Genomic DNA, 17,826 nt, shown 5'->3' with positions numbered 1-17,826 from the left:
ATCCTCGTACGGGCGGGCCCACCGCGTCAGCTCCCCGGGTACGCGGGCCGCGAACGCGCGGGATGGAGGCCGGGCGGGCGCCCGGCGACGCTCAGCGCGGCGCGACGGCGGTGGGCTCCAGTGCGGCGGTCACCACCACGGTTCCCTCCTCGACCTGGTAGTCGAGTGGCAGTCCCAGACCGCGCATCGTGGCGACCATGCCGGTGTGGGAGGCCTGGGTGACGGCGTAGACGCTGTGGCAGCCTCCCTCGCGCGCCAGGTGCGTGAGCCTGCGCAGGAGGGCGGAGCCGATGCCGCGGCGCTGCCAGGCGTCCTCGACCAGCAGTGCGGCCTCCGTCTCGTCGCCGTCCCACAGCAGATGGCCGAGCGCGACCAGCTCGCCCGCGGCCGACTCCACGGCCAGTGTGCGGCCGAACCGGGGCGAGAGCAGGTGGCGCAGGTAGCTGTCGGCGTCGCGCACGGGTCCGTGGTATCGGCGGCCGAGGGTGTGGTGCGAGCAGCGCGCGTGCATCGCCAGTGCCGCTTCCAGGTCGCCCTCGTCGGCGCGGCGGACGGTGACGGACAGGCCTTCGGGAAGGGCGAGCGCGTCGGTGTGCCGTGGGGTCCGTCGGCCCAGAGAGGCGTCGAACTCCACCAGCGCGTGCGCCCGGGCGTACTCGGTGGGGGTGAAGGGCACGTGGGGGCGTTCCACGACGATCTCTCCTCCGGCGGGGTCGGGCAGGCGTAGTGACGTGCCCTCAAGTGTGCCCTGAGCCGGGGTGTCTCCGGGGACCGAACGGATACGGCAGCGGCCCAGCAACCCGCGCAGTGACAGCGGGAGTTCGGCGCTGTCGAGCGCGGTGCGGGTCGCCAGCCCGAGGACGCGCGCGGGGGTGTCCACCAGGTCGTGCGCGTCGGCCCGCTCGGTGTGCACGCCGGTGCCGCCCGCCTCGGTCAGCGCTGCCGCCAGATCCCGGGCCTGCAGGCAGGCGGGGGCCCGCAGCAGGAACTCGTCCACCGTGCGGTCGCCCAACGGGTGGGTCTGGAGCGCGAGAACGTCCACGCTTCCCGCCGCCAGCGCCGCGCACAGCCGCGCCAGGGATCCCGGTTCCTCGCGCACGGTGGCCCGCACCCGCCACAGCGTCCTACTCCCGGCCGGCGCGGAGTGCTGCCCCGGCGCGGCGGCCGCGTCCGCGGTCTCCTCGTCGCACACCCCGGATGCCGCCGGGGCGCACCACGCCCGCCACCCCGCTCGGGCGGCCCGCAGCGCGCGGTGCCAGGGGGCCGCTCGGGCGGCCCGCAGCGGGCGGTGCCAGGGGCGCGGAGGGGCGGCCTTGTGCCCGGTCTTCTTCGCGTCCCCGGTCTTCTTCGCGGCGGAGTCAGCCATGCGTTCACCCTTGCGGACGGGTGTTGCCTGGCCACGAACGGTGCGTGACGAGTGCGTAACAGGACCCTCGGCCGGTAAACGTCCTTTTCCCGTCATGTGCGCGTACCGGTGGTGGCCGCCCGCCGGGCCAGCCGCCGCAGGGCCCATCCGCAGTGGTGGGCGTAGAGCCGCTGGAGCACCGGCACCAGCGGTCCGCCCACGCGCGTCCACCAGGTCGCCGGTCTGCTGTAGGCCCGTACGGTCAGCCAGACGCGTCCGTCCGCCGCGTGCTCGACCCAGAACGCCTCCTCGCCGCACTCGGGGTGCCCGGGAAGGGTGCCGTACGCCCACCCGGCGCGGCGCTCCTCATCGAGCGCCCACACCACCCGGCAGGGCCCGTGCACCCGCAGCCGTCCCACGCCCAGCCCGACCGTGACCTCTACCCCGGGCGCCGCCCGCTCGGCGTCCGCCCGCACCCGCACCCCCATCGCACGGTGCATCCGCCACTCCAGCAGGGCACGCGAGGCCGCTGCGAAGGCGGGCTCGCCTGCGCCCAGCAGGGTGCGCACGCGCAGGCCGTTGAAGCCGGGTGGAGTCACCCCCCGCGCGGTGAGGCCGACGGGGGAGTAGGTGAAGGGAACGCCCATGTGCCCAGTCTCCCGCACCCGGGCACCCCCCGGGGGTCCTGGCGCCTACTGCCCCACCCTTCCGGGCTGGAGCACCTTGGTGAACGGGCAGATGGTCCCCTCCACCTCCGTCGTATCCACGTGCGTGAAGTACGCGGAGGAGAAACCGGAGAGGAGGGGCACGTCCGGGTCGTATCCCAGCGTCCGGTTCGACGCCTTGGGGCACGCGTTGGCGCCCTTCGACTTCCCCGGGACAGTGAACATCAGCGGCTCCCCGATGGTCCGGGAACTGGCGGAGCGGGGATGGAACGGGTCGGCGACCACGACATGCCGGAGGCGGAGGCCAGGAAGCTGATCAGCTCCCACGAATCACAGTGGCGGGAGGCCACGGAGAAGGACCAGGCCGAAGCGGACTGGGCGCACTGGCCATCGGCCGGCGGGGCCCGTCTCTCCTCGGAGGGGCGGGCTCTTCGTCGTGTCGGGTGTCAGAAGTCGTACGGGTCCTCTTCCAGCCCTGAACGGATGTGGCCCACGGCGTCCCGTAGGTCCGTTGGCGCACCGCTGATGTCGCGGGACACCACCCGCTCCAGGTGGTCCAGCATGACGCGAGAGGCCACCTCGGGAACGGCTGGAATCAGTGTGTGGGCCGCCTCCTCGGCGTCGGACCACGCGCGCATGGACACGAACGAATCGAGTAGCCACACGTAGGACGACAGTCCGTACCCCACGTGTGTGCCCGTGGACTCATCTGACGCACGCTGAAGAATCGGGATCGACTCCCGCCAGTGATCCGTGATGTTGAGGATCCGCCCCTGTTGGCGGTCCACCTCCCGTTCTGACACCCACCAGGACCACGCCGGGGAGTCACCGGGTGGTGCCTCTTGGAGGAGGGAGCGGGCCCGCGCGAAAGACTGGGCGGCCCGTTGAGTGTCCCCGGCACGCCCAAGTCCTTGGCCCTCCCGGCATCGGAACATGGCCTCCACGCGGGGGTCCAAGCCTCCACGTTCCAGTACGGACCGGGTGATGGACAGTTCCTCCCGGGGGCGGCCGGTCCAGCCGGCGAGTAGCGCCAGGTTCTGGAGGGTGAGGAGTTCGATTCCCCGGTCTCCCGACATCTGGGCAAGGAACAGGGCCTCCTGGCTGAAGCGCTTCGACTCGCGGGGCCGTCCCTCGTTGAACAGGGCCCACCCGGAAATCTCCGCCAACTCTGCGGCTGCCGACTGGACCTCTCGTTCGTGAGCTTCGCTGACACCCTGCCCCAGGCGTCGGTAAACCGTCTTGAACGCACGCGCGGCTGACTCAGCGATGGGGAGCCCGTGGAGTTCGTTGTCCAGGGCGACCAGCCTTCGGTTCAACTCCCGGATTGTCGGGGCCAGTTGCTCCCCCGTGGCCTGGTGGAGAGCTGGGAGCGGTTCAAGCGATGCGTGCTCCGGGCGTGCGGGAGTCCTCATGGATTCGATGGAAACACCCAGAGCCGAAGCGATGGCAGGCAGCCATTCACGCGGCGTCCGGCGGCCGGTTTCGTACCGGTAGATGTCGTGTTTCGGCAGGGCGTCCCGCGGTAGGCCCGCCGCCCTACACGCTTCCCGGGCCAGTTGCGGCTGGGTCCAGCCCAGCGACTCCCGACGGGCCCGGATGTTGTCACCAACTGTGCTCCCCACGCTCCCATTGTGGCCTACTCGGGGCCTACCGGAGGCATACCGAAGGGCTATCGCCATGAGGTGCGGACCGTTACATGGTGACTACGTGACGTAAGACCCCCGCACCGGGGCGAACCGGCCGGGGGCGTGGACCACCTGAAGGAGCCAGGCAGTCATGAAGGAGAGTACGCGACCCGCCACCGCTCATGGAGCGGACGGGGCAGACATCCCGCCAGGGTCGTTGGGGTGCCCGCCGCGCCAGTGCGCCCGGTGCTTGGAGCAACGAAAGAGCCTCCGACCGAAGCTCTGGGGGAAGAACCGGCGGAGCACGGACGGGTGGACGTCGTGAGCGCTGGCATGCCTGAGTGCGACACGTGCCGACAACTCCAGGTCATGAAGGACTCCGCGAAGGAGGAGTTCGACATGTCGAAGTACACGGACGCCGTGGTCCTCCTGAAGCGGCACTTGGACGAGAGCCACCAGGCCCTGGCGAAGGCGGGTCGGTGACGGTGCAGAAACCACGGAGGCCGCGCGGGAACGTCGGAGGTAACAGCATCTCCGCCAAGGGCGACGCCGCCACCCGGACCCAGGCGCAGGAACGGGCTGACCTACTGAACCGGATGTACCGGCGTACCCGGCCCCAGGTCGACGTGGGACAAGAGGCTCCGCCCGCGTCGTGACGAACGGCGCCGGCGGACGGCCCCCACTGGGTGATCCATCCCCTGTGAACGGCCCAGTGGGGGCACTGTCCGCCTCATTCGTGAGGCGGCTGTCAGGAACACCGGAACGACAGCCAACGAGAAAGGGAACGATGACGCTTACCCTCGAAAGTTCCGTGACCACCCGCACGCGAGACCCGAAGGTGTTGCTCAGTGCCGTGGAGCCTCACCTAAAGCACCTGACCGTCAACGTCCTGGACAGTGGGATGTCCATCTGGGACCGGGAGGTGGCGCTTCTCCTCCGGGACAACGCCATGGTTCGCGACATGGCCGAACGGATCATGGGCCAGGCCGTGGCATACACCGTCGCGACCATGGAGCACAAGGACGTTCACCTGGGCGTGGGCAAGCTGGTGGACATCGGTGTTCACCAGCTCATCCTGGACACCCCGGTCTACTTCGCCCTGTGCGACCTGTACAACGGCGGGGCGTACCGGCATCACGCGCCGTTCATCGAGCGCAGGGGAGACGGTCTGTGTATCCGCACGGCCGACTTCCTCCGGTCCGACGGCTGGCACGTGGATGAGGAGCTGTGGGCCATCGACGGCGCGAACTGCTCCCCCTGCGACAACAAGTCACCCGACAGTCACTGAACCGCTACGGTTCCCTTCACTGAACCGCTACGGTGCCCCTGCCCTCTCCGTGAGGGTGGGGCACCATGCCGTACCACCATCGACAGAGGACGCCATGCCCGTACCCCATGACCTTGTCGCAGAGACCGAACTCTGGGACACCTACGCGGAGTCTGCGTTCAAGGACGACGCCGAACCCACGTTCAACTGGACACAGTATGTAGGGCACGGCCCCGGGCCGGAGCTACTGGGCGACCCTTCGACCGTGTTGGAAATCGGGTGCGGCACCGGCCGGGCGCTGGCGTATCTCGACAGTCGAGGAGTGAAGGCCCACGGCGTTGACCTGTCCCCAGTCATGGTCAAGAAGACCCGGGAGCGGTGGAGGGAGACCGGAGCGAGGTTCGCTCACGGGGATGTTCTGGAGTACCTGGCAGAGCACACAGACACCTATGACGCCGTGTACTCGATGTTCGGTGCGGCGTGGTTCGCTGACCCCGGGCGCCTCTTCCCGCTCGTACGGGCCCGGCTCAACCCCGGTGGCGTGTTCGTGTTCTCTCAGCCTCCCGCCATCCCGGGGGCCTACGGACCACAGGGCATGTACAAAGGCGGCTTCGGGGGAAAGGCCATGTTCACCTACCGCTACAGCTTCCGGCCCGCAGTGTGGGAGCGAATGCTGGCCTGGGCCGGATTCGCCAGCGCGTCAGCCAGCGTGTTTGAGGCACCGTACGAAGGGCACATTGGGACGCTCATCGTTCGGGCATCGGTGGCGTAACCGAAAGTACACCCCGTGGCCGCCTGTTTCCCCCAGAGTGACCTGTCACTGACATGGCGTACTATCCGATGTCTCCCCACATGGCTACTTACGTACGGAGAGACCGTGAAACGTATTGGGATAGCCGTGATTGCGACGTCCGCGTTGCTCACCTTGGCGGCGTGTGGGGAAAGCGGCGGAGACGACGCCAAGGAGCCCACAAAAAGCCCGAAGACGGCCTCGCCGGCGTCGCCTGCCCAGGTGGTGTCCACCCCGGACGCCGCTCATCAGAAGGAGCTGTTGAACGGCCTCCGGGCGGTGGACGCGGGTCTGGCGGAGGACCGGGACCGGGCCGTACGTCGGGCGAGGAGCGTGTGTCTGGACCTGAAGCAGAAGAAGGACGCCGCCACCGTCCAGGGCAAAGCCAAGGCACGGTTCAGGGGCGGGCCCGTCCCGTCGCTGACCGACGACCAGGCGGGCCAGGTGGTGAAGGTCGTGAAGCGCACGGTGTGCCCGTGACGCGGTGAACGCGCCCAGACATGACGAAGGGCCCACCCTCCAGTTCTCGGAAGGTGGGCCCTTCGTGGGTCCGGGGTCAAGCGACAATGCCCAGCATAGCGGCCAGGTGGAGCAGGTGCGCGACCACGACCGGAGGGACGGCCGACGTGGCCGCCACCAGGAGGGGGCCGGAGGCCATGAACCCGGCCGCGATGAGGTGGGCCACGACTTGGGCAGCCAAGGCCAGAGTTAGCGCGGCCAGTGCGCCAGCCAGGGCGGAGTGTCGTCGGCGGATCCCTTGGGGCGGGTGGCCGCGATCACGGCCGCCACGGCCGCGTACACGGACACCACCACGGGCATGAGCCACGCCACCGTCTGGGACCACCCGGCCTCCACGGCCAGCGCGTACTCCCCGGGTGCCGACATGGCCAGGGGCGGCCAGGAGGACGACGGGGCGGCCACCGATGGCGGGCCATCTGGCGTACAACGGCAAGACAACGGCCTTCATCGGGGGTTCTCCTTCGGACATGGGCGGGGTCTGATCAGCACCCGCGTTCTGTGGGGCGAGCACGCCCACGCCCGAAGTCGGGGTCACTGCGGAACTAGAGTCTTGGTGAACAGCACGGCGCCGCCCTCCTCGCGCAGCCGCACGGTCAGTTCGCCGGTGGAGCCGTCGATGTCGACCTGCCCGAAGTACTGCCCGCCCTCGGTCGGCGGAGTGTTCGCCCGTGTCGGTGCCTTGACGAACTTCTGGTCGGGGCCGAAGGTGCCGTCCAGGTCGAGCGCGGCGAAGCCGCCCGCGTTCATCGGGCCTGAGACGAATTCCCAGAACGGTGCGAAGTCCTTGAAGGCGGCCTTGTCGGGGTCGTACCGCTGGGCGCACGTGTAGTGCACGTCGGTGGTGAACCAGACCGTGCCGGTGATCCGGCGGTGCTTGATGTGCCGCAGCAGCTCGGCGATCTGCAGTTCGCGGCCCAGTGGGGCGCCCGGGTCGCCCTGCGCGACCGCCTCGTAGTCCGTCTTGCCGTCCGGGACGACGAGGCCCAGCGGCATGTCCGAGGCGATCACCTTCCAGGTGGCGTGGGAGCGCGAGAGTTCACGCTTGAGCCATTCCAGCTGCCGCTCGCCCAGGATGCCCTGCGCGTCGTCCGGCTGCCGTCCCGGCGAGTTGGCGTTGCGGTAGGCGCGCATGTCGAGGACGAACACGTCGAGGAGCGGACCGTGCCGCACGACGCGGTGGACGCGCCCGTCCTCGCCCGGCCGCAGGGTGCCGAGGGGGAAGTACTCGCTGAACGCCCGCAGGGAGCGGGCCGCCAGTGTCGAGACGTCCTTGACCGTGTACCGGTCGTCGTCGAGGATCTCCCCCGGATACCAGTTGTTGAGCACCTCGTGGTCGTCCCACTGCACGATCCACGGCACCTGGGCGTTGAAGTCGCGCAGCTTGCGGTCCAGCAGGTTGTAGCGGAAGTTGCCGCGGAACTCCGCCAGTGTCTCGGCGACCTTCGACTTCTCCTCGGTGGTGACGTTCCGCCACACACCGCCGTCCGGCAGCTCGACGCGCTCCTGGATGGGGGAGTCGGCGTAGATGGCGTCGCCGCTGTTGAGGAAGAAGTCCGGGTTCAACCCGCGCATCTCGGCGAAGATGGGGTAGCCGCCGCGGTCGGGGTTGATGCCCCAGCCCTGTCCCGCCAGGTCGCCCGACCACAGGAACCGCACGTCCCGCCTGCGGTGGGGTGCGGTGCGGAAGGTGCCGTACACCGGCTCGCCGGTGCGCCGCGGATCGTCCGGGTCGGCCAGGGTCACCCGATAGTGGATTTGTTCTCCCGCCGGCAGTCCGTGGAGCGCCGTACGCCCTGTGAAGTCCGTGTCCGGGCCGACGAGCGGTCCGTGCCACCGCCGCGGGTTGCGGAACGTCTCGGTCGCCGACGTCTCCACCAGCATGCGTGCCCGGCGGTCCGAGCGCACCCACACGAGACCTGAGGAGGAGGTCACGTCCCCGGCCTGGACGCCCCAGTCGGCCGACGGGCGCCCGCGCCGGGCCTGCGCGGGCGCCGCCGCGCCCACCAGGGGAAGCGAGAGCGCGGCTCCCGCGGCTGCCGTGCCGCGCAGTACCGCGCGGCGCCCGTGGGATCTGCCGGTGGTCGGATCGGCCTGTGCCATGGACGGACTCCTCGATGCGGTGAGATGTCTGACGGTCGCTGCCGCCTCGTCGGTCTCTCGTGCCGGTCGGATACGTCGGAGCAGGTGTGCGGGCGGCGCGTGCGGTGCCGGTTGTACCCCGCCCGGGTGCCGTGCACCCGGCGTCCCAGTGAACACCCGCCGTCACACTCGGCAGAAGGGGCCCGTCCCGAGTACGTACCGTCCGGCCGTTCCGATCGTCCTAGGATGCCGCTTCACGGACAACTGAGACCGCACGCCACACGCACGCCGTTCCCCGGCACGGGAGGCACGATGACCACCAGCCGAACGCCCGCACAACTGCGCGGGGAAACGGGGGCGCAGGGCTTGGCCCCGCACGGGCCCGAGCGCGTCGCACGGGCGGAGGAACTGGTCGCGGCGGCCGAGGAGCTGCCGGGTCCTGACACGCGGGAGGGGCGCGCGGCGCTCGCGGAGGCGCTGCTGCATCTCGCCGCGAGCCGCGCGTTGGGCACCGGCGCGCGCGTGTGCGCCCCCCTGGTGGCCCGCGCGCTGGACCTTCAGGACGCGCACCCGGACGCCTTCGGCGAGGAGGCCGGGTTCGCACTGCTGTGGTCGCTGCGCTGGGCCGTCGAGGACGTGCTCGGCGACCCCGCGGTCCCGGCGGCGGACGTCGAGGAGTGGCTGTCGGTGATGTCCCGCCGCCACGCGCGCGCGTGCCTGTCCCAGCGGGCCGTGCACGCGCGGGAGTTCATGGTGGCGCAGGACCTCGGCGACGGCCCCCGCGCCGTCCGCGCCTACGACGCCTGGCTGGAGGCCGAACGGGACGAGAGCGCCGACTGCGCGGGCTGCGAACTCGCCTGGCGCGGACAGGCCCACGCCGCGCGCGCCCAGCGGGCCGACGCCGTACGGGCGGGCGCGGGCGCGGCGGACGACGAGGCGGCGCTGCGGCTGTGGGAACCGGTACTGCGCGGCGACTACCCGTGCGCGAGCCGCAGGTCCACGCTGCTGGCCGACTCGCTTCCGCCGCTGCTGCGCCTCGGCCGGATCGAGGAGGCGCGTTCCCGGCACGTCGCCGGGTATCTCCTGGTGCGGGACGCGCCCGCAGCCGGCGGCGCTGCCCTCGCCCCGCACCTGGAGTTCTGCGCCCGCACCGGGAACGAGCCGCGCGGGCTGGAGATCCTCACCGAGGAGCAAGGCGCGCACCGGCGGCAGGATGGCGACCAGGCGGGGAAGGGCGCCTGGATGGCCTCCGTCGCGCAGCTGACGCGGCGGCTGGTGGAGCTCGGCCGCGGGGACCTGCCCGTGCCAGGCCCGGGGGGCCGCCCCCGGACGGCCGCCGCGCTGGAAGAGGAAGCCGCCTCGCTGGCCTTGGAGGCCGCGGCGCGCTTCGACGCGCGCGCCGCCTCGGAACACCACCGTGCGGCCGTCCGCGCCCGGCTCGCGCTGCGGCCGTGCGTGCGCCGTCTCCCGCTCGGAGTAGGCCCCGGCGCGCTGCCGCCCGGGGCGCCGGCGGCGCCGGCTGAGCCGGCCGCGCCCGACCCGCACGGGATGCTGGCCGAGGCACGCAGGCTGAGTGCACTCGGCCACCCCGCGGCGGCGACGGCGTGGGTGGCGGCCGACGACGCCGTCACCCGCGGCGGCGTGGAACTCGGCCAGGGGGAGCAGGCCGAAGTCCTCGACCACCTCGCCATGCTGCTCGCCCGCAGGGACCCGGCGGCGGGGGCGGCCCGCTTCACCGAGGCGGCGCGCCTGTTCGCCGGTGCGGGCCTGCCCGGCGAAGCCCTCGCCTGCCGGGCCCGCGCCGTCTTCTCCGCCTCCTTCGCGCCGGAGGGCACGCGCGTACCGCCTGAGCCCATCGGCGTGCTGTGCTCGGAGGCCAGGCGGCTGCACGCCGAAGGGAGCGTCGGCACCCGCCACGCCACCGCCGTCCTGCTGACGGGGGCAAGGATGCGGGCGCGCGAACTGAGCCCGTGGGCGGACGGCGACGAGGAGGACGGCACACCCTTCGACGCCGCGCGGGGCGCGCCCGACGCCCTCGGCCCGGCGGCGGACGCGCTCGACGCCGAGCTGGCCGACCTGATCGCCCTGGCGGAACCCGACCGCGCGGCGCCGGGAGTGCGTGCCCGGGTCGCCGAGGCCACCGAGACCCGCGGCCGTCTGGCCGCACAGCGCGGCGCGCCCGCCAGGGCGGCGGAACTGCTCACGGCGGCGGCCGAGCTCTTCCACGAGGACGGGCGCCCCTGGGCCGCCACGGGGCCCGAACTCGCGCTCGCCCGCCTGCTCATGGACATGGGGGACCACAAGCGCGCCGACGAGGTGCTGTCCGGCGCCCTGGAGGAGGACCGCGCCGAGGGCCGCGCGGCCCGTACCGCGCACGACCGCGCCCGCCTCCACCTGCTGCACGCCGACGTGCACGCCGCACAGGGGCTCCTGACCGACGAGGCCGCGTCCCTGCGGTGCGCGGTGCACGAGTTCAGGGCGGCGGGGGAGGGGGACGTGCCCCGCGCCATGCTGCGTCTCGGCGGCTGCCTGCTCGCGCTGGAGGAGACGGACGAGGCCGCTGCCGTGCTGGTCGGCGCCTTGGACGGGCTGCTGGAAGCCGCCGACGAGACGGGCATCGTCCAGGCGTGCGTCTGGCTCGGCCACGCCAGCGGCAGGCCCGAACAGCTGCGGGAAGCCGCCGGGTTGCTGCGCCGGGCGGCTCTCGGGCCGCAGCCGTGGCAGGACCGGCACGGGCGCGCCGTCGTCACCCATCTGGCCGCCGACACCCACAGGGCCGGGCACAGATTCGCGGAGGCGGAGGAGCTGTACGCGGGCGCCGAGGAGCTGTGGCGCGCGCTGGGGGACCACCACGCGGTCATCCGTACGCTCCACGCCCGCGCCTGGCTCGCGAGGGAGTCGGGAGCGGAGGTGGGGGGATCGCTGCGCCGCATGGACGCGGCGCAGGAGGAGATCGCCGCGGTGCTGCGCCGCGAGGAGGCGGAGCTCGACGAGGAGCAGCGGCTCCGCCTGCGGCTGGAGGTCGGCCACACCTTCCGGCAGACGGCCGAGTTGCTCATCGAGCCGGTTCCGCTCCCGTTTCCGCTCTCCGGCGAGCAGGGGGAGGCGGCGCTGGCGTGCTACGAGCAGGGCATCGCGTACGCCGACCGTGCGGTGGAGGCGTTCCACGCCTGCGGCGAGGCGGGGTTGCACGAGGCGACCAGCGCGGAGCTGCGGGCGGCCGGACTCGAAGCCGATCTGGGCCGCTACGAGGCGGCCGTCGTCCGGCTCACCCGGGTACGCGCCACCTACCCGGAGGGCACGCCCGATCCGCACGGCACCGTCACCGAGCGCATGAGCGAGGCGGGCGCGCTGGAGGTGCGGATCGAGAACGCGCTGAGCTGACGCCCGGGCACGCCCCTCATGGGGCGCGGCGCGGCGCGTGGCAGGCGCCTGGCGGCGGTGGACGCCGTTTCTTCCATGGGTTGGGACAAGTTTCAACGACCGGGTGCATGGCAGCCGCAGGCACATCCGTACGATCGTCCGCGGCTCCCGAGGAGCCCCACCCCCCACGATGAACGAGCGTCACGAGCACAGCCAAGAAAGAAGGACGATCAGTATGGGCCTCGGAACCCTTCTACGGAGAGGGCCGAAGCAGGCCGACCGAGGTGGGTGGATGGCCGGGCTCCCGGCCGACGCCGGGTTCGCCGTGCTGCAGATCACCGACCCGGTCGGTGAGCCGCTGCCGAATGCCGAGATCACTCTGACGTCCAGCGAGACGGGTCGCCGCATGGTCAGAACGACCAGCGACCCCTACGGCCTCGTCACGGCCGCACTGCCACACGGTACGTACGCTGTCATGGCCACGCTGGAGGGTTTGCAGCCTGCCCACCGCACCCTCGACGTCATCGCGGGCACCCGGCCCGCACCGCAGAGCATCCAGCTGCTGTCGGGCCAGACGCCGGAGCTGCCGCAGCCCGGAGTCTGGCTCATCGACCCGCCGCACACGGCGATCCGCTTCGTCGCGCGGCACGTCGGCATGGCCAACGTGCACGGCAGATTCACCCGCTTCGAGGGCGGGATACGCGTCGCCGAACAGGTCGAGGACAGCTACCTGGAGATCAGCATGGAGGCGGCGAGCATCGCCACGGGCAACAGGTCCCGGGACGACCATCTGCGCTCAGCCGACTTCCTGGACGTCGAGCGCCACCCCTACCTGCACTTCGCGAGCAACCGGTTCATCCACCGGTCGGGCTCCAAGTGGACGGTGCAGGGCACGCTCACGCTGCACGGCGTCAGCCGCACCGTGAGCCTGGACACCGACTACCTGGGCGCGGTCAACGGCGGATACGGCGAGGAACTGCGGTGCGCCGCGCGCGCCACCGCCGAACTCCACCGCGAGGACTACACCCTCAACTGGCGGAACATGCTGGCTCGCGGTATCGCCATCGTCGGCCCCACGGTCCAACTGGAGATGGACGTGCAGGCCATGTACCGCACGCACGACACCCCGACACCGCCGCAGTGACGACACGGTGACCGCCGCACCCCGCGACCGGGCCCGCCGCCGGGTCGGGTCGCGGGGCGCGGCCGCCGGTCACGGCCCCTCGGGCAGGCCGGGGCCGGCCGCGCGGGCCGTGTCCGTCACGACGCGGGCGACGGCCGCCGGGTCGTCGTTCATCGGCACGTGTCCGCAGCCGCGCAGCCGCACAAGGCGGGCGCCCGGGATCGTGTGCTTGGCCCGCACGCCCTGGCGGCGCAGCAGCAGCCTGTCGCGGTCGCCCCAGCCGATGGCCACCGGTATGTCCGCGATGTCGTGAGCGAAGCGCGAACCGGGGCGCCGCCCTTCCGCGAGGACCGGAGCGAAGCCGCTGCCCTGGCGCAGCGCGCGGGTCTCGGCCACCACGGAGTCGGGCGAACGCCGGCCGGGGCGGGCGTAGATGGTGCTGGTGAGCGCGGCACGTCCCGCGGCGGAACGGGCCACGGGACCGAGCAGCGCGTCCGGCAGCGCCCGCGCCCCCGCGCGCATGCCGCGCAGCACCGAGAAGGCGTACAGCCGCTCCGGCGTGGTGTAGAAGCCGGCGGGGGACAGCGCGGTCACCGACCGTGCGTGGCCGTGCAGGCCCAGCTCCAGCGCCAGCAGCCCGCCCAGCGAGTTGCCCACCACGTGCGGGCGTTCGACGCCCAACGCCGCACACGTGAGGGCCAGCAGCGGCACGATGTCGTCGATCCCGTAGGAGAGGCCTTCGGGCAGTCCGGGAGAGGCGCCGAACCCCGGCAGGTCGAGAGCGATCACGTCGTAGCTTCCCGCGAGGACGGTGAGCACGGGTTCCCACGCCTGCCAGTGGTGCCCGATGCCGTGCAGCAGGAGCATCGGTTCGCCCTGTCCGCGCCGCTCGTATGCGACCTCGAAGGCGGGGAGACCGGGCGGGGAGACCTGGAGAGTGGAGGCGGAGACGCGGGCGGGTGTCTGAGGTGTGAAGACGGCGGGCATGACCACTCCTGGTTCCTGTGGCGCGGGGCGCTGCGGCAGGTTGACACGATGTCAGCAAGGGCCCCGGCACGGAAGCCCCGCGCAGCGCCGCGGTCGCGCCGCCGATGGCATGAGGACCAGGTGAGCGCGGACACGACCGAGGTCTGCCAGAAACACCGCCCCGCACTCTTCGGCGTGGTCTATCGCACGCTCGGGCGCGTAGCCGACGCCGAGGACGCCGAGGACGCCGAGGGCACTGAGGATGCCGTACGGGAGGCGTGGCTGCGCTGGTCGGCGGCCGACCGTGCACAGGTGTGCGAACCGCGTGCGACTACTCGTCCGCGTCACGCACCAGGACGGCGCCGAGCACGCGCTGCGGGCTGACCGGCGAGCGCGGCGGGAGGGGAGCCGCGAGGGCGCAGCCTCGGTGCGCGGCGGCGACCGCGAGCGGCGCGTGACGATGTCGGTGAGGGCGCGGCGACCGCGTGCCGGGACGGTCGCGGCGGCCGCCGCGGGTCACAGGCCGCCCGCGACCCGCAGCACGGCCCCCGAGGTGTAGGACGCCTCGGGGGACAGCAGCCAGGCGACGGCGTCGGCGATCTCCTCGGGTTCGCCGGGGCGTCCCGCCGGTGTGATCTCCGCCTTCTTCCAGGCACGGTCCGGGTCCCCCATCGCGGCGTGCATCCCGGTCAGCACGGAGCCCGGCTGCACGCAGTTGACCCGTACGCCCTCGCCGGTGAACTCCTTGGCCAGGCCCACCGTCATCGCGTCGACCGCCGCCTTCGAGGCGGCGTAGTGCACGTACTCGCCGGGAGAGCCGAGTGTGGCGGCGCAGGAGGAGACGTTCACGAGGGCGCCGCCCTGCCCGCCGTGCGCGGTCGACATCTCGCGCAGCGCGCGGCGGGCGCACAGCAGCGCACCCGTCACGTTGACGTCCACCACCCGGCGCATCACCTCGGGTGCCGTCTCGGTGAAGCGGCCCAGCGGTCCGGTGATCCCCGCGTTGTTGACCAGTCCCGTGACCGGTCCGAGTGCGGAGCGCACCGTGTCGAAGAGGCCGTCGACCGCCTCGGCGTCGCTGGTGTCCACCCGTGCGGTGACCGCGTCGCCGCCGGCCGCCCGTACCGCCTCCGCCGTGCGGGCGGCGGCCTCCTCGTCGTGGACGTAGCCGATGCCCACGTGGTGCCCGGCGCGTGCGAGCCGCAGCGCCGTCGCGGCGCCGATGCCCCGGCTTCCGCCCGTGACGACGGTGACGTGCTGGAGGGAGGAGGAGTGGTCGGGGCGGGGCATGGGCTCCTCCGGGGCGGGGCGAGACGAGACGTCTGATCGATGATCGATCATTTCAGCACCCGGGTGGCTCCGCAAGAGCCTGCCGGGCGGCGCGGACACCGCCTCCGGCGCACCGCGTCGATTGGTCTTGACCAAGGGTGGGGGCCGTCCTATCGTCAGGGACATACGCAAGGGCCTTTAAAAAACAAGGACACAGAAACACCGCCACACCGCCCGCTGGGCGAACGGGGATTGCGGAGGCAAGGGTGGGGACCACGCAGCTGGAGACGGTGCCGGAGCCCAAGTACTGGCACCTGAAGACGGTGCTGTCCGAAGCGCTCGACTCCGAGTTCGCGGTCGGCGAGATCCTGCCGAACGAGCGCGAGCTGGCAGCCCGCTTCGGCGTCGCCCGCGCGACGCTCCGGCAGGCGCTGGAGCAGCTCGAACTGGAGGGCCGCCTCCAGCGCCGCCGCGGCGTCGGCACGACGGTCGCACCGCCCCGGGTCGGCGTGGACGTCGGCTCGGAAAGCGGCCCCCACACCTGGCCGGGCGCCCCGGGCGACGCCTGGCACACCGAGGACCACGCCTACGTGGCGGCCCCCTCGACCGTGGCGCAGCTGCTCGACGTGGACACCGAAGCGCCCGTGCACGCGGTGCGGCGCAGCCGGATGACCGGCGGCCAGCAGGTGGCGTCCGAGATCCTCTACGTCCCCGCCGACACGGTGCCCGCCGTCCCCGCGGACGCGGAAGGCGCCGAGGCCGCGGGCGGGACACCGCACCCCACGGCCCGCGCGCGCACCGTCCTGCGCGCACTCCACGAGTGCGAGCTGGGCGGGCAGGACCGTACCGTCGAGCTCGGTTCGGCACGCGCCGACGACGCGCGCCGTCTGGACCGGCTGCCCGGCGCGCCGGTGCTCCTCGTCACCACCCGCTACCTCGTCGACGGCCGCACGGCGGCGGTCTCCCTCGCCACCTACCGGGCCGACACCTGCCGGCTGTCGTTCAGCGACGGCGACGCGATCTCCCTGATGGCGAGCTGACCCGCACCCTCCCGCCGACGGCTCCGGCTAGAGGGCTCCTTCGCCCTCGTCCAGTGTGAACAGTTCGTTCTCCGCGCGGTCCAGGGCGACCCGCAGCGCCCCCGTCGCCACGGCCGTCTCCCCCAGGCGCGAGAGGGCCACGCGCGGGGGCCGCAGGCAGTAGCGCGCCAACTCGGCACGCAGCGGGTCCAGCACGCCGTCCAGGCCCGAGGCCCAGCCCCCCACCACCAGCAGCTCGGGATCGAGTGCCAGCACGAGCGCCGCCACGTCGTGGACCAGGCGGGCGAGGAAGCGGTCCATGGCGCGCCGCGCCTGGTCGTCGCCCCGCTTGGCCTGCGCGAACACCCGCGCCACGGCCGCCTCGTCGAGCGGGTGCAGCGGCTCGTCCGTGGTGGACAGCAGCCGCTCCGGCGTCGCCTCCCTGCCCAGCAGGTGCAGCGCGCCGATCTCCCCGGCCGCGCCGCCGAAGCCCCGGTGCAGCCTCCCGCCGATCAGCGACCCCGCGCCGGGGCTCAGCCCGGCGAGCACCATCACCACGTCGTCCACGCCCCGCGCGGCGCCCTTCCAGTGCTCGGCCAGCGCCGCGGCGTTCGCGTCGTTCTCCACCAGCACGGGGCAGCTGAACGAGCGCCGCAGCCGCTCACCGAGTGCCAGGCCCGTCCAGCCGGGCAGCGCCGTGCCCAGGTGCACCGTCCCGTCGGCCTCCACGATGCCCGGGGTGCCGACCCCGACCGCGCGCAGCGTGTCCCGCGCGGTGCCGGTGCGGCGCAGCAGCTCGCCGAGGGTGGCGCGGCACTTCTCCAGCCGTACGTCGGCCGGTGCCGTCTCGGCGATCTCCCGGGTCAGAGACCCCAGGATGCGGCCTGTCAGGTCCGAGAGGACGGCGGCCACCCGGTGCGGGCCGATCTCCAGCCCCAGCAGGTGGCCGGCCTCGGCACGGAAGCGGAACCGCCGCGCGGGGCGGCCGCGCCGCGCCGTGCCGCGCGGCTGGTCCGGGTCGTCCTCGGCCTCGGCCACCAGGCCCGCCGCGATGAGGTCTTCCACCACGCCCTCGACCGTGGGGCGCGACAGCCCGCTCGCGTGCACCAGTTCGGTGAGGGTCAGCGCCGTCGGCGTCGCCGGTCCGCGCAGCGCCCGCAGCACGACCGTGGAATTGATCCGCCGCAGCAGGGACGGATCCCGTCCGCTCAGACCGCTCACGCTCCGCCTCCCTGCCTGTGCGCGTGGGGCGGATCGTAACCGCTCCCGGCGATCACGGCGAGTGGCGCGGGTACCCCGCCCGCGGGGGCCGCGTAGCCGCGAGCGGAAGCGCCGCCCAACCGGCTGTCGGTACCGGAAGGTTGACTGGTCGCATGCACCTCGCGCACCATCTCGCAGCCGTGGAGCGTCTGCATCTGGTCCCCGGCGCCCACCTGATCACTTTGCGTACGGCTGCCGTCGATCCCGAAGGCGACGCCGTGGAGTCCCTGGAGGCCGAGCGGGAGATCCGTGCCGAGCGCGAGTCCCTGGTCGCGCTGCTGTCCGCGAGGTGGGGAGCTGCCCGGACCCTCGACCTGGGGCCGCACCTGCTGGCGGCGGCCGACGGCGCCGAGCTGCCCGCACCGGAGCGCGAGCTGTGCTGGCACGTCGCCGAGCTGGCTGTCTGGACGGTGCGCGGGCGCTGGTGCGGCGTGGGCGTGGCCCGTCGAAGTCCCGAGGCGCCGCACCGGCTGCTCGCGGCCGTCGCCGAGTACGGCAGGCCGGTACCCCACGAGCCCGGATGACCTCCACCGCCC

Annotated in this window: 19 protein-coding genes; 9 read left to right on the top strand and 10 right to left on the bottom strand. The window is 72.7% G+C overall.

What is annotated here, in order from left to right; translation table 11 throughout:
- Window positions 1-91 precede the first annotated feature (91 nt).
- The 4 genes from DTL70_RS02060 to DTL70_RS02045 all read right to left on the bottom strand — a co-directional run bounded on the left by DTL70_RS02060 (window position 92) and on the right by DTL70_RS02045 (window position 3,632).
- Window positions 92-1,366, bottom strand: a complete 1,275-nt coding sequence (locus DTL70_RS02060; protein ID WP_114020089.1) for a GNAT family N-acetyltransferase — start codon at window positions 1,364-1,366, stop codon at window positions 92-94.
- A gap of 92 nt (window positions 1,367-1,458) precedes the next feature.
- Entirely contained in the window at window positions 1,459-1,992 is a 534-nt protein-coding gene (locus tag DTL70_RS02055; protein WP_114020088.1) for a DUF1990 domain-containing protein, read from the bottom strand.
- A gap of 45 nt (window positions 1,993-2,037) precedes the next feature.
- A complete protein-coding gene (locus tag DTL70_RS02050) occupies window positions 2,038-2,235 on the bottom strand; it encodes a hypothetical protein (protein WP_114020087.1) in 198 nt (65 codons plus the stop codon).
- A gap of 221 nt (window positions 2,236-2,456) precedes the next feature.
- Window positions 2,457-3,632, bottom strand: coding sequence for a helix-turn-helix transcriptional regulator (locus DTL70_RS02045; protein ID WP_245978919.1), 1,176 nt, complete (start codon window positions 3,630-3,632; stop codon window positions 2,457-2,459).
- Window positions 3,633-3,968: 336 nt separating this feature from the next.
- Here DTL70_RS02045 and DTL70_RS33385 point away from each other — a divergent pair, with 336 nt between their 5' ends.
- The 4 genes from DTL70_RS33385 (at window position 3,969) to DTL70_RS02030 (ending at window position 6,172) form a co-directional block, all read left to right on the top strand.
- Window positions 3,969-4,118, top strand: coding sequence for a hypothetical protein (locus DTL70_RS33385; RefSeq protein WP_181860738.1), 150 nt, complete (start codon window positions 3,969-3,971; stop codon window positions 4,116-4,118).
- Window positions 4,119-4,422: 304 nt separating this feature from the next.
- The gene (locus tag DTL70_RS02040; RefSeq protein ID WP_114020085.1) at window positions 4,423-4,923 is read left to right on the top strand and encodes a hypothetical protein; all 501 of its coding nucleotides are present in this window, start codon (window positions 4,423-4,425) and stop codon (window positions 4,921-4,923) included.
- A 94-nt stretch (window positions 4,924-5,017) separates the two neighbouring features.
- Complete coding sequence (locus DTL70_RS02035; protein WP_114020084.1) at window positions 5,018-5,674, top strand: class I SAM-dependent methyltransferase; 657 nt, start codon at window positions 5,018-5,020, stop codon at window positions 5,672-5,674.
- A 105-nt stretch (window positions 5,675-5,779) separates the two neighbouring features.
- Complete coding sequence (locus tag DTL70_RS02030) at window positions 5,780-6,172, top strand: DUF732 domain-containing protein (protein WP_147266717.1); 393 nt, start codon at window positions 5,780-5,782, stop codon at window positions 6,170-6,172.
- Between the two features lie 76 nt (window positions 6,173-6,248).
- On the opposite strand, the gene DTL70_RS33380 is transcribed toward DTL70_RS02030, so the two are convergent.
- The 3 genes from DTL70_RS33380 to DTL70_RS02025 form a co-directional block, all read right to left on the bottom strand.
- Complete coding sequence (locus DTL70_RS33380) at window positions 6,249-6,392, bottom strand: hypothetical protein (protein ID WP_181860737.1); 144 nt, start codon at window positions 6,390-6,392, stop codon at window positions 6,249-6,251.
- Between the two features lie 8 nt (window positions 6,393-6,400).
- The gene (locus tag DTL70_RS33170) at window positions 6,401-6,613 is read right to left on the bottom strand and encodes a hypothetical protein (protein WP_147266716.1); all 213 of its coding nucleotides are present in this window, start codon (window positions 6,611-6,613) and stop codon (window positions 6,401-6,403) included.
- Between the two features lie 129 nt (window positions 6,614-6,742).
- Window positions 6,743-8,311: an alkaline phosphatase D family protein gene (locus DTL70_RS02025; protein WP_114020082.1), complete on the bottom strand. Its 1,569-nt coding sequence runs from the start codon at window positions 8,309-8,311 to the stop codon at window positions 6,743-6,745.
- A 291-nt stretch (window positions 8,312-8,602) separates the two neighbouring features.
- Between DTL70_RS02025 and DTL70_RS02020 the strand changes: the two genes are divergently transcribed.
- Both DTL70_RS02020 and DTL70_RS02015 read left to right on the top strand, forming a co-directional pair.
- The gene (locus DTL70_RS02020) at window positions 8,603-11,674 is read left to right on the top strand and encodes a hypothetical protein (RefSeq protein WP_114020081.1); all 3,072 of its coding nucleotides are present in this window, start codon (window positions 8,603-8,605) and stop codon (window positions 11,672-11,674) included.
- A 214-nt stretch (window positions 11,675-11,888) separates the two neighbouring features.
- A complete protein-coding gene (locus tag DTL70_RS02015; RefSeq protein WP_114020080.1) occupies window positions 11,889-12,797 on the top strand; it encodes a YceI family protein in 909 nt (302 codons plus the stop codon).
- A gap of 69 nt (window positions 12,798-12,866) precedes the next feature.
- Here the strand turns inward: DTL70_RS02015 and DTL70_RS02010 are convergent, their stop codons facing one another.
- A complete protein-coding gene (locus tag DTL70_RS02010; RefSeq protein ID WP_114020148.1) occupies window positions 12,867-13,763 on the bottom strand; it encodes an alpha/beta fold hydrolase in 897 nt (298 codons plus the stop codon).
- A 120-nt stretch (window positions 13,764-13,883) separates the two neighbouring features.
- Here DTL70_RS02010 and DTL70_RS02005 point away from each other — a divergent pair, with 120 nt between their 5' ends.
- Window positions 13,884-14,126 (top strand): hypothetical protein, encoded by a 243-nt coding sequence (locus tag DTL70_RS02005; RefSeq protein WP_425470300.1) that lies wholly within the window; start codon window positions 13,884-13,886, stop codon window positions 14,124-14,126.
- 132 nt (window positions 14,127-14,258) lie between these two features.
- On the opposite strand, the gene DTL70_RS02000 is transcribed toward DTL70_RS02005, so the two are convergent.
- Window positions 14,259-15,032: an SDR family oxidoreductase gene (locus DTL70_RS02000; RefSeq protein WP_114020079.1), complete on the bottom strand. Its 774-nt coding sequence runs from the start codon at window positions 15,030-15,032 to the stop codon at window positions 14,259-14,261.
- A gap of 245 nt (window positions 15,033-15,277) precedes the next feature.
- On the opposite strand from DTL70_RS02000, the gene DTL70_RS01995 reads away from it, so the two are divergent.
- The gene (locus DTL70_RS01995) at window positions 15,278-16,051 is read left to right on the top strand and encodes a GntR family transcriptional regulator (protein ID WP_114020078.1); all 774 of its coding nucleotides are present in this window, start codon (window positions 15,278-15,280) and stop codon (window positions 16,049-16,051) included.
- Between the two features lie 27 nt (window positions 16,052-16,078).
- On the opposite strand, the gene DTL70_RS01990 is transcribed toward DTL70_RS01995, so the two are convergent.
- The gene (locus DTL70_RS01990; protein ID WP_114020077.1) at window positions 16,079-17,251 is read right to left on the bottom strand and encodes an ROK family protein; all 1,173 of its coding nucleotides are present in this window, start codon (window positions 17,249-17,251) and stop codon (window positions 16,079-16,081) included.
- A 152-nt stretch (window positions 17,252-17,403) separates the two neighbouring features.
- Here DTL70_RS01990 and DTL70_RS01985 point away from each other — a divergent pair, with 152 nt between their 5' ends.
- Window positions 17,404-17,814 carry a hypothetical protein gene (locus DTL70_RS01985; protein WP_114020076.1) on the top strand — a complete coding sequence of 137 codons (411 nt, stop codon included), beginning with the start codon at window positions 17,404-17,406 and terminating at the stop codon, window positions 17,812-17,814.
- The last annotated feature ends 12 nt before the right edge of the window (window positions 17,815-17,826 follow it).

Source organism: Streptomyces diacarni, assembly GCF_003323715.1.
Lineage (GTDB): Bacteria > Actinomycetota > Actinomycetes > Streptomycetales > Streptomycetaceae > Streptomyces > Streptomyces diacarni.
The sequence above is the reverse complement of the archived record's forward strand: the minus strand, read 5'-3'. Positions and strand labels throughout refer to the sequence as shown.

Excerpts from the sequence above, each read along its gene's own strand:
- DTL70_RS02060 (WP_114020089.1), bottom strand. The coding sequence starts at position 1,366 with ATGGCTGACTCCGCCGCGAAGAAGACCGGGGACGCGAAGAAGACCGGG.
- DTL70_RS02055 (WP_114020088.1), bottom strand. The coding sequence starts at position 1,992 with ATGGGCGTTCCCTTCACCTACTCCCCCGTCGGCCTCACCGCGCGGGGG.
- DTL70_RS02050 (WP_114020087.1), bottom strand. The coding sequence starts at position 2,235 with ATGTTCACTGTCCCGGGGAAGTCGAAGGGCGCCAACGCGTGCCCCAAG.
- DTL70_RS33385 (WP_181860738.1), top strand. The coding sequence starts at position 3,969 with ATGCCTGAGTGCGACACGTGCCGACAACTCCAGGTCATGAAGGACTCC.
- DTL70_RS02040 (WP_114020085.1), top strand. The coding sequence starts at position 4,423 with ATGACGCTTACCCTCGAAAGTTCCGTGACCACCCGCACGCGAGACCCG.
- DTL70_RS02035 (WP_114020084.1), top strand. The coding sequence starts at position 5,018 with ATGCCCGTACCCCATGACCTTGTCGCAGAGACCGAACTCTGGGACACC.
- DTL70_RS02025 (WP_114020082.1), bottom strand. The coding sequence starts at position 8,311 with ATGGCACAGGCCGATCCGACCACCGGCAGATCCCACGGGCGCCGCGCG.
- DTL70_RS02020 (WP_114020081.1), top strand. The coding sequence starts at position 8,603 with ATGACCACCAGCCGAACGCCCGCACAACTGCGCGGGGAAACGGGGGCG.
- DTL70_RS02015 (WP_114020080.1), top strand. The coding sequence starts at position 11,889 with ATGGGCCTCGGAACCCTTCTACGGAGAGGGCCGAAGCAGGCCGACCGA.
- DTL70_RS02010 (WP_114020148.1), bottom strand. The coding sequence starts at position 13,763 with ATGCCCGCCGTCTTCACACCTCAGACACCCGCCCGCGTCTCCGCCTCC.
- DTL70_RS02000 (WP_114020079.1), bottom strand. The coding sequence starts at position 15,032 with ATGCCCCGCCCCGACCACTCCTCCTCCCTCCAGCACGTCACCGTCGTC.
- DTL70_RS01985 (WP_114020076.1), top strand. The coding sequence starts at position 17,404 with ATGCACCTCGCGCACCATCTCGCAGCCGTGGAGCGTCTGCATCTGGTC.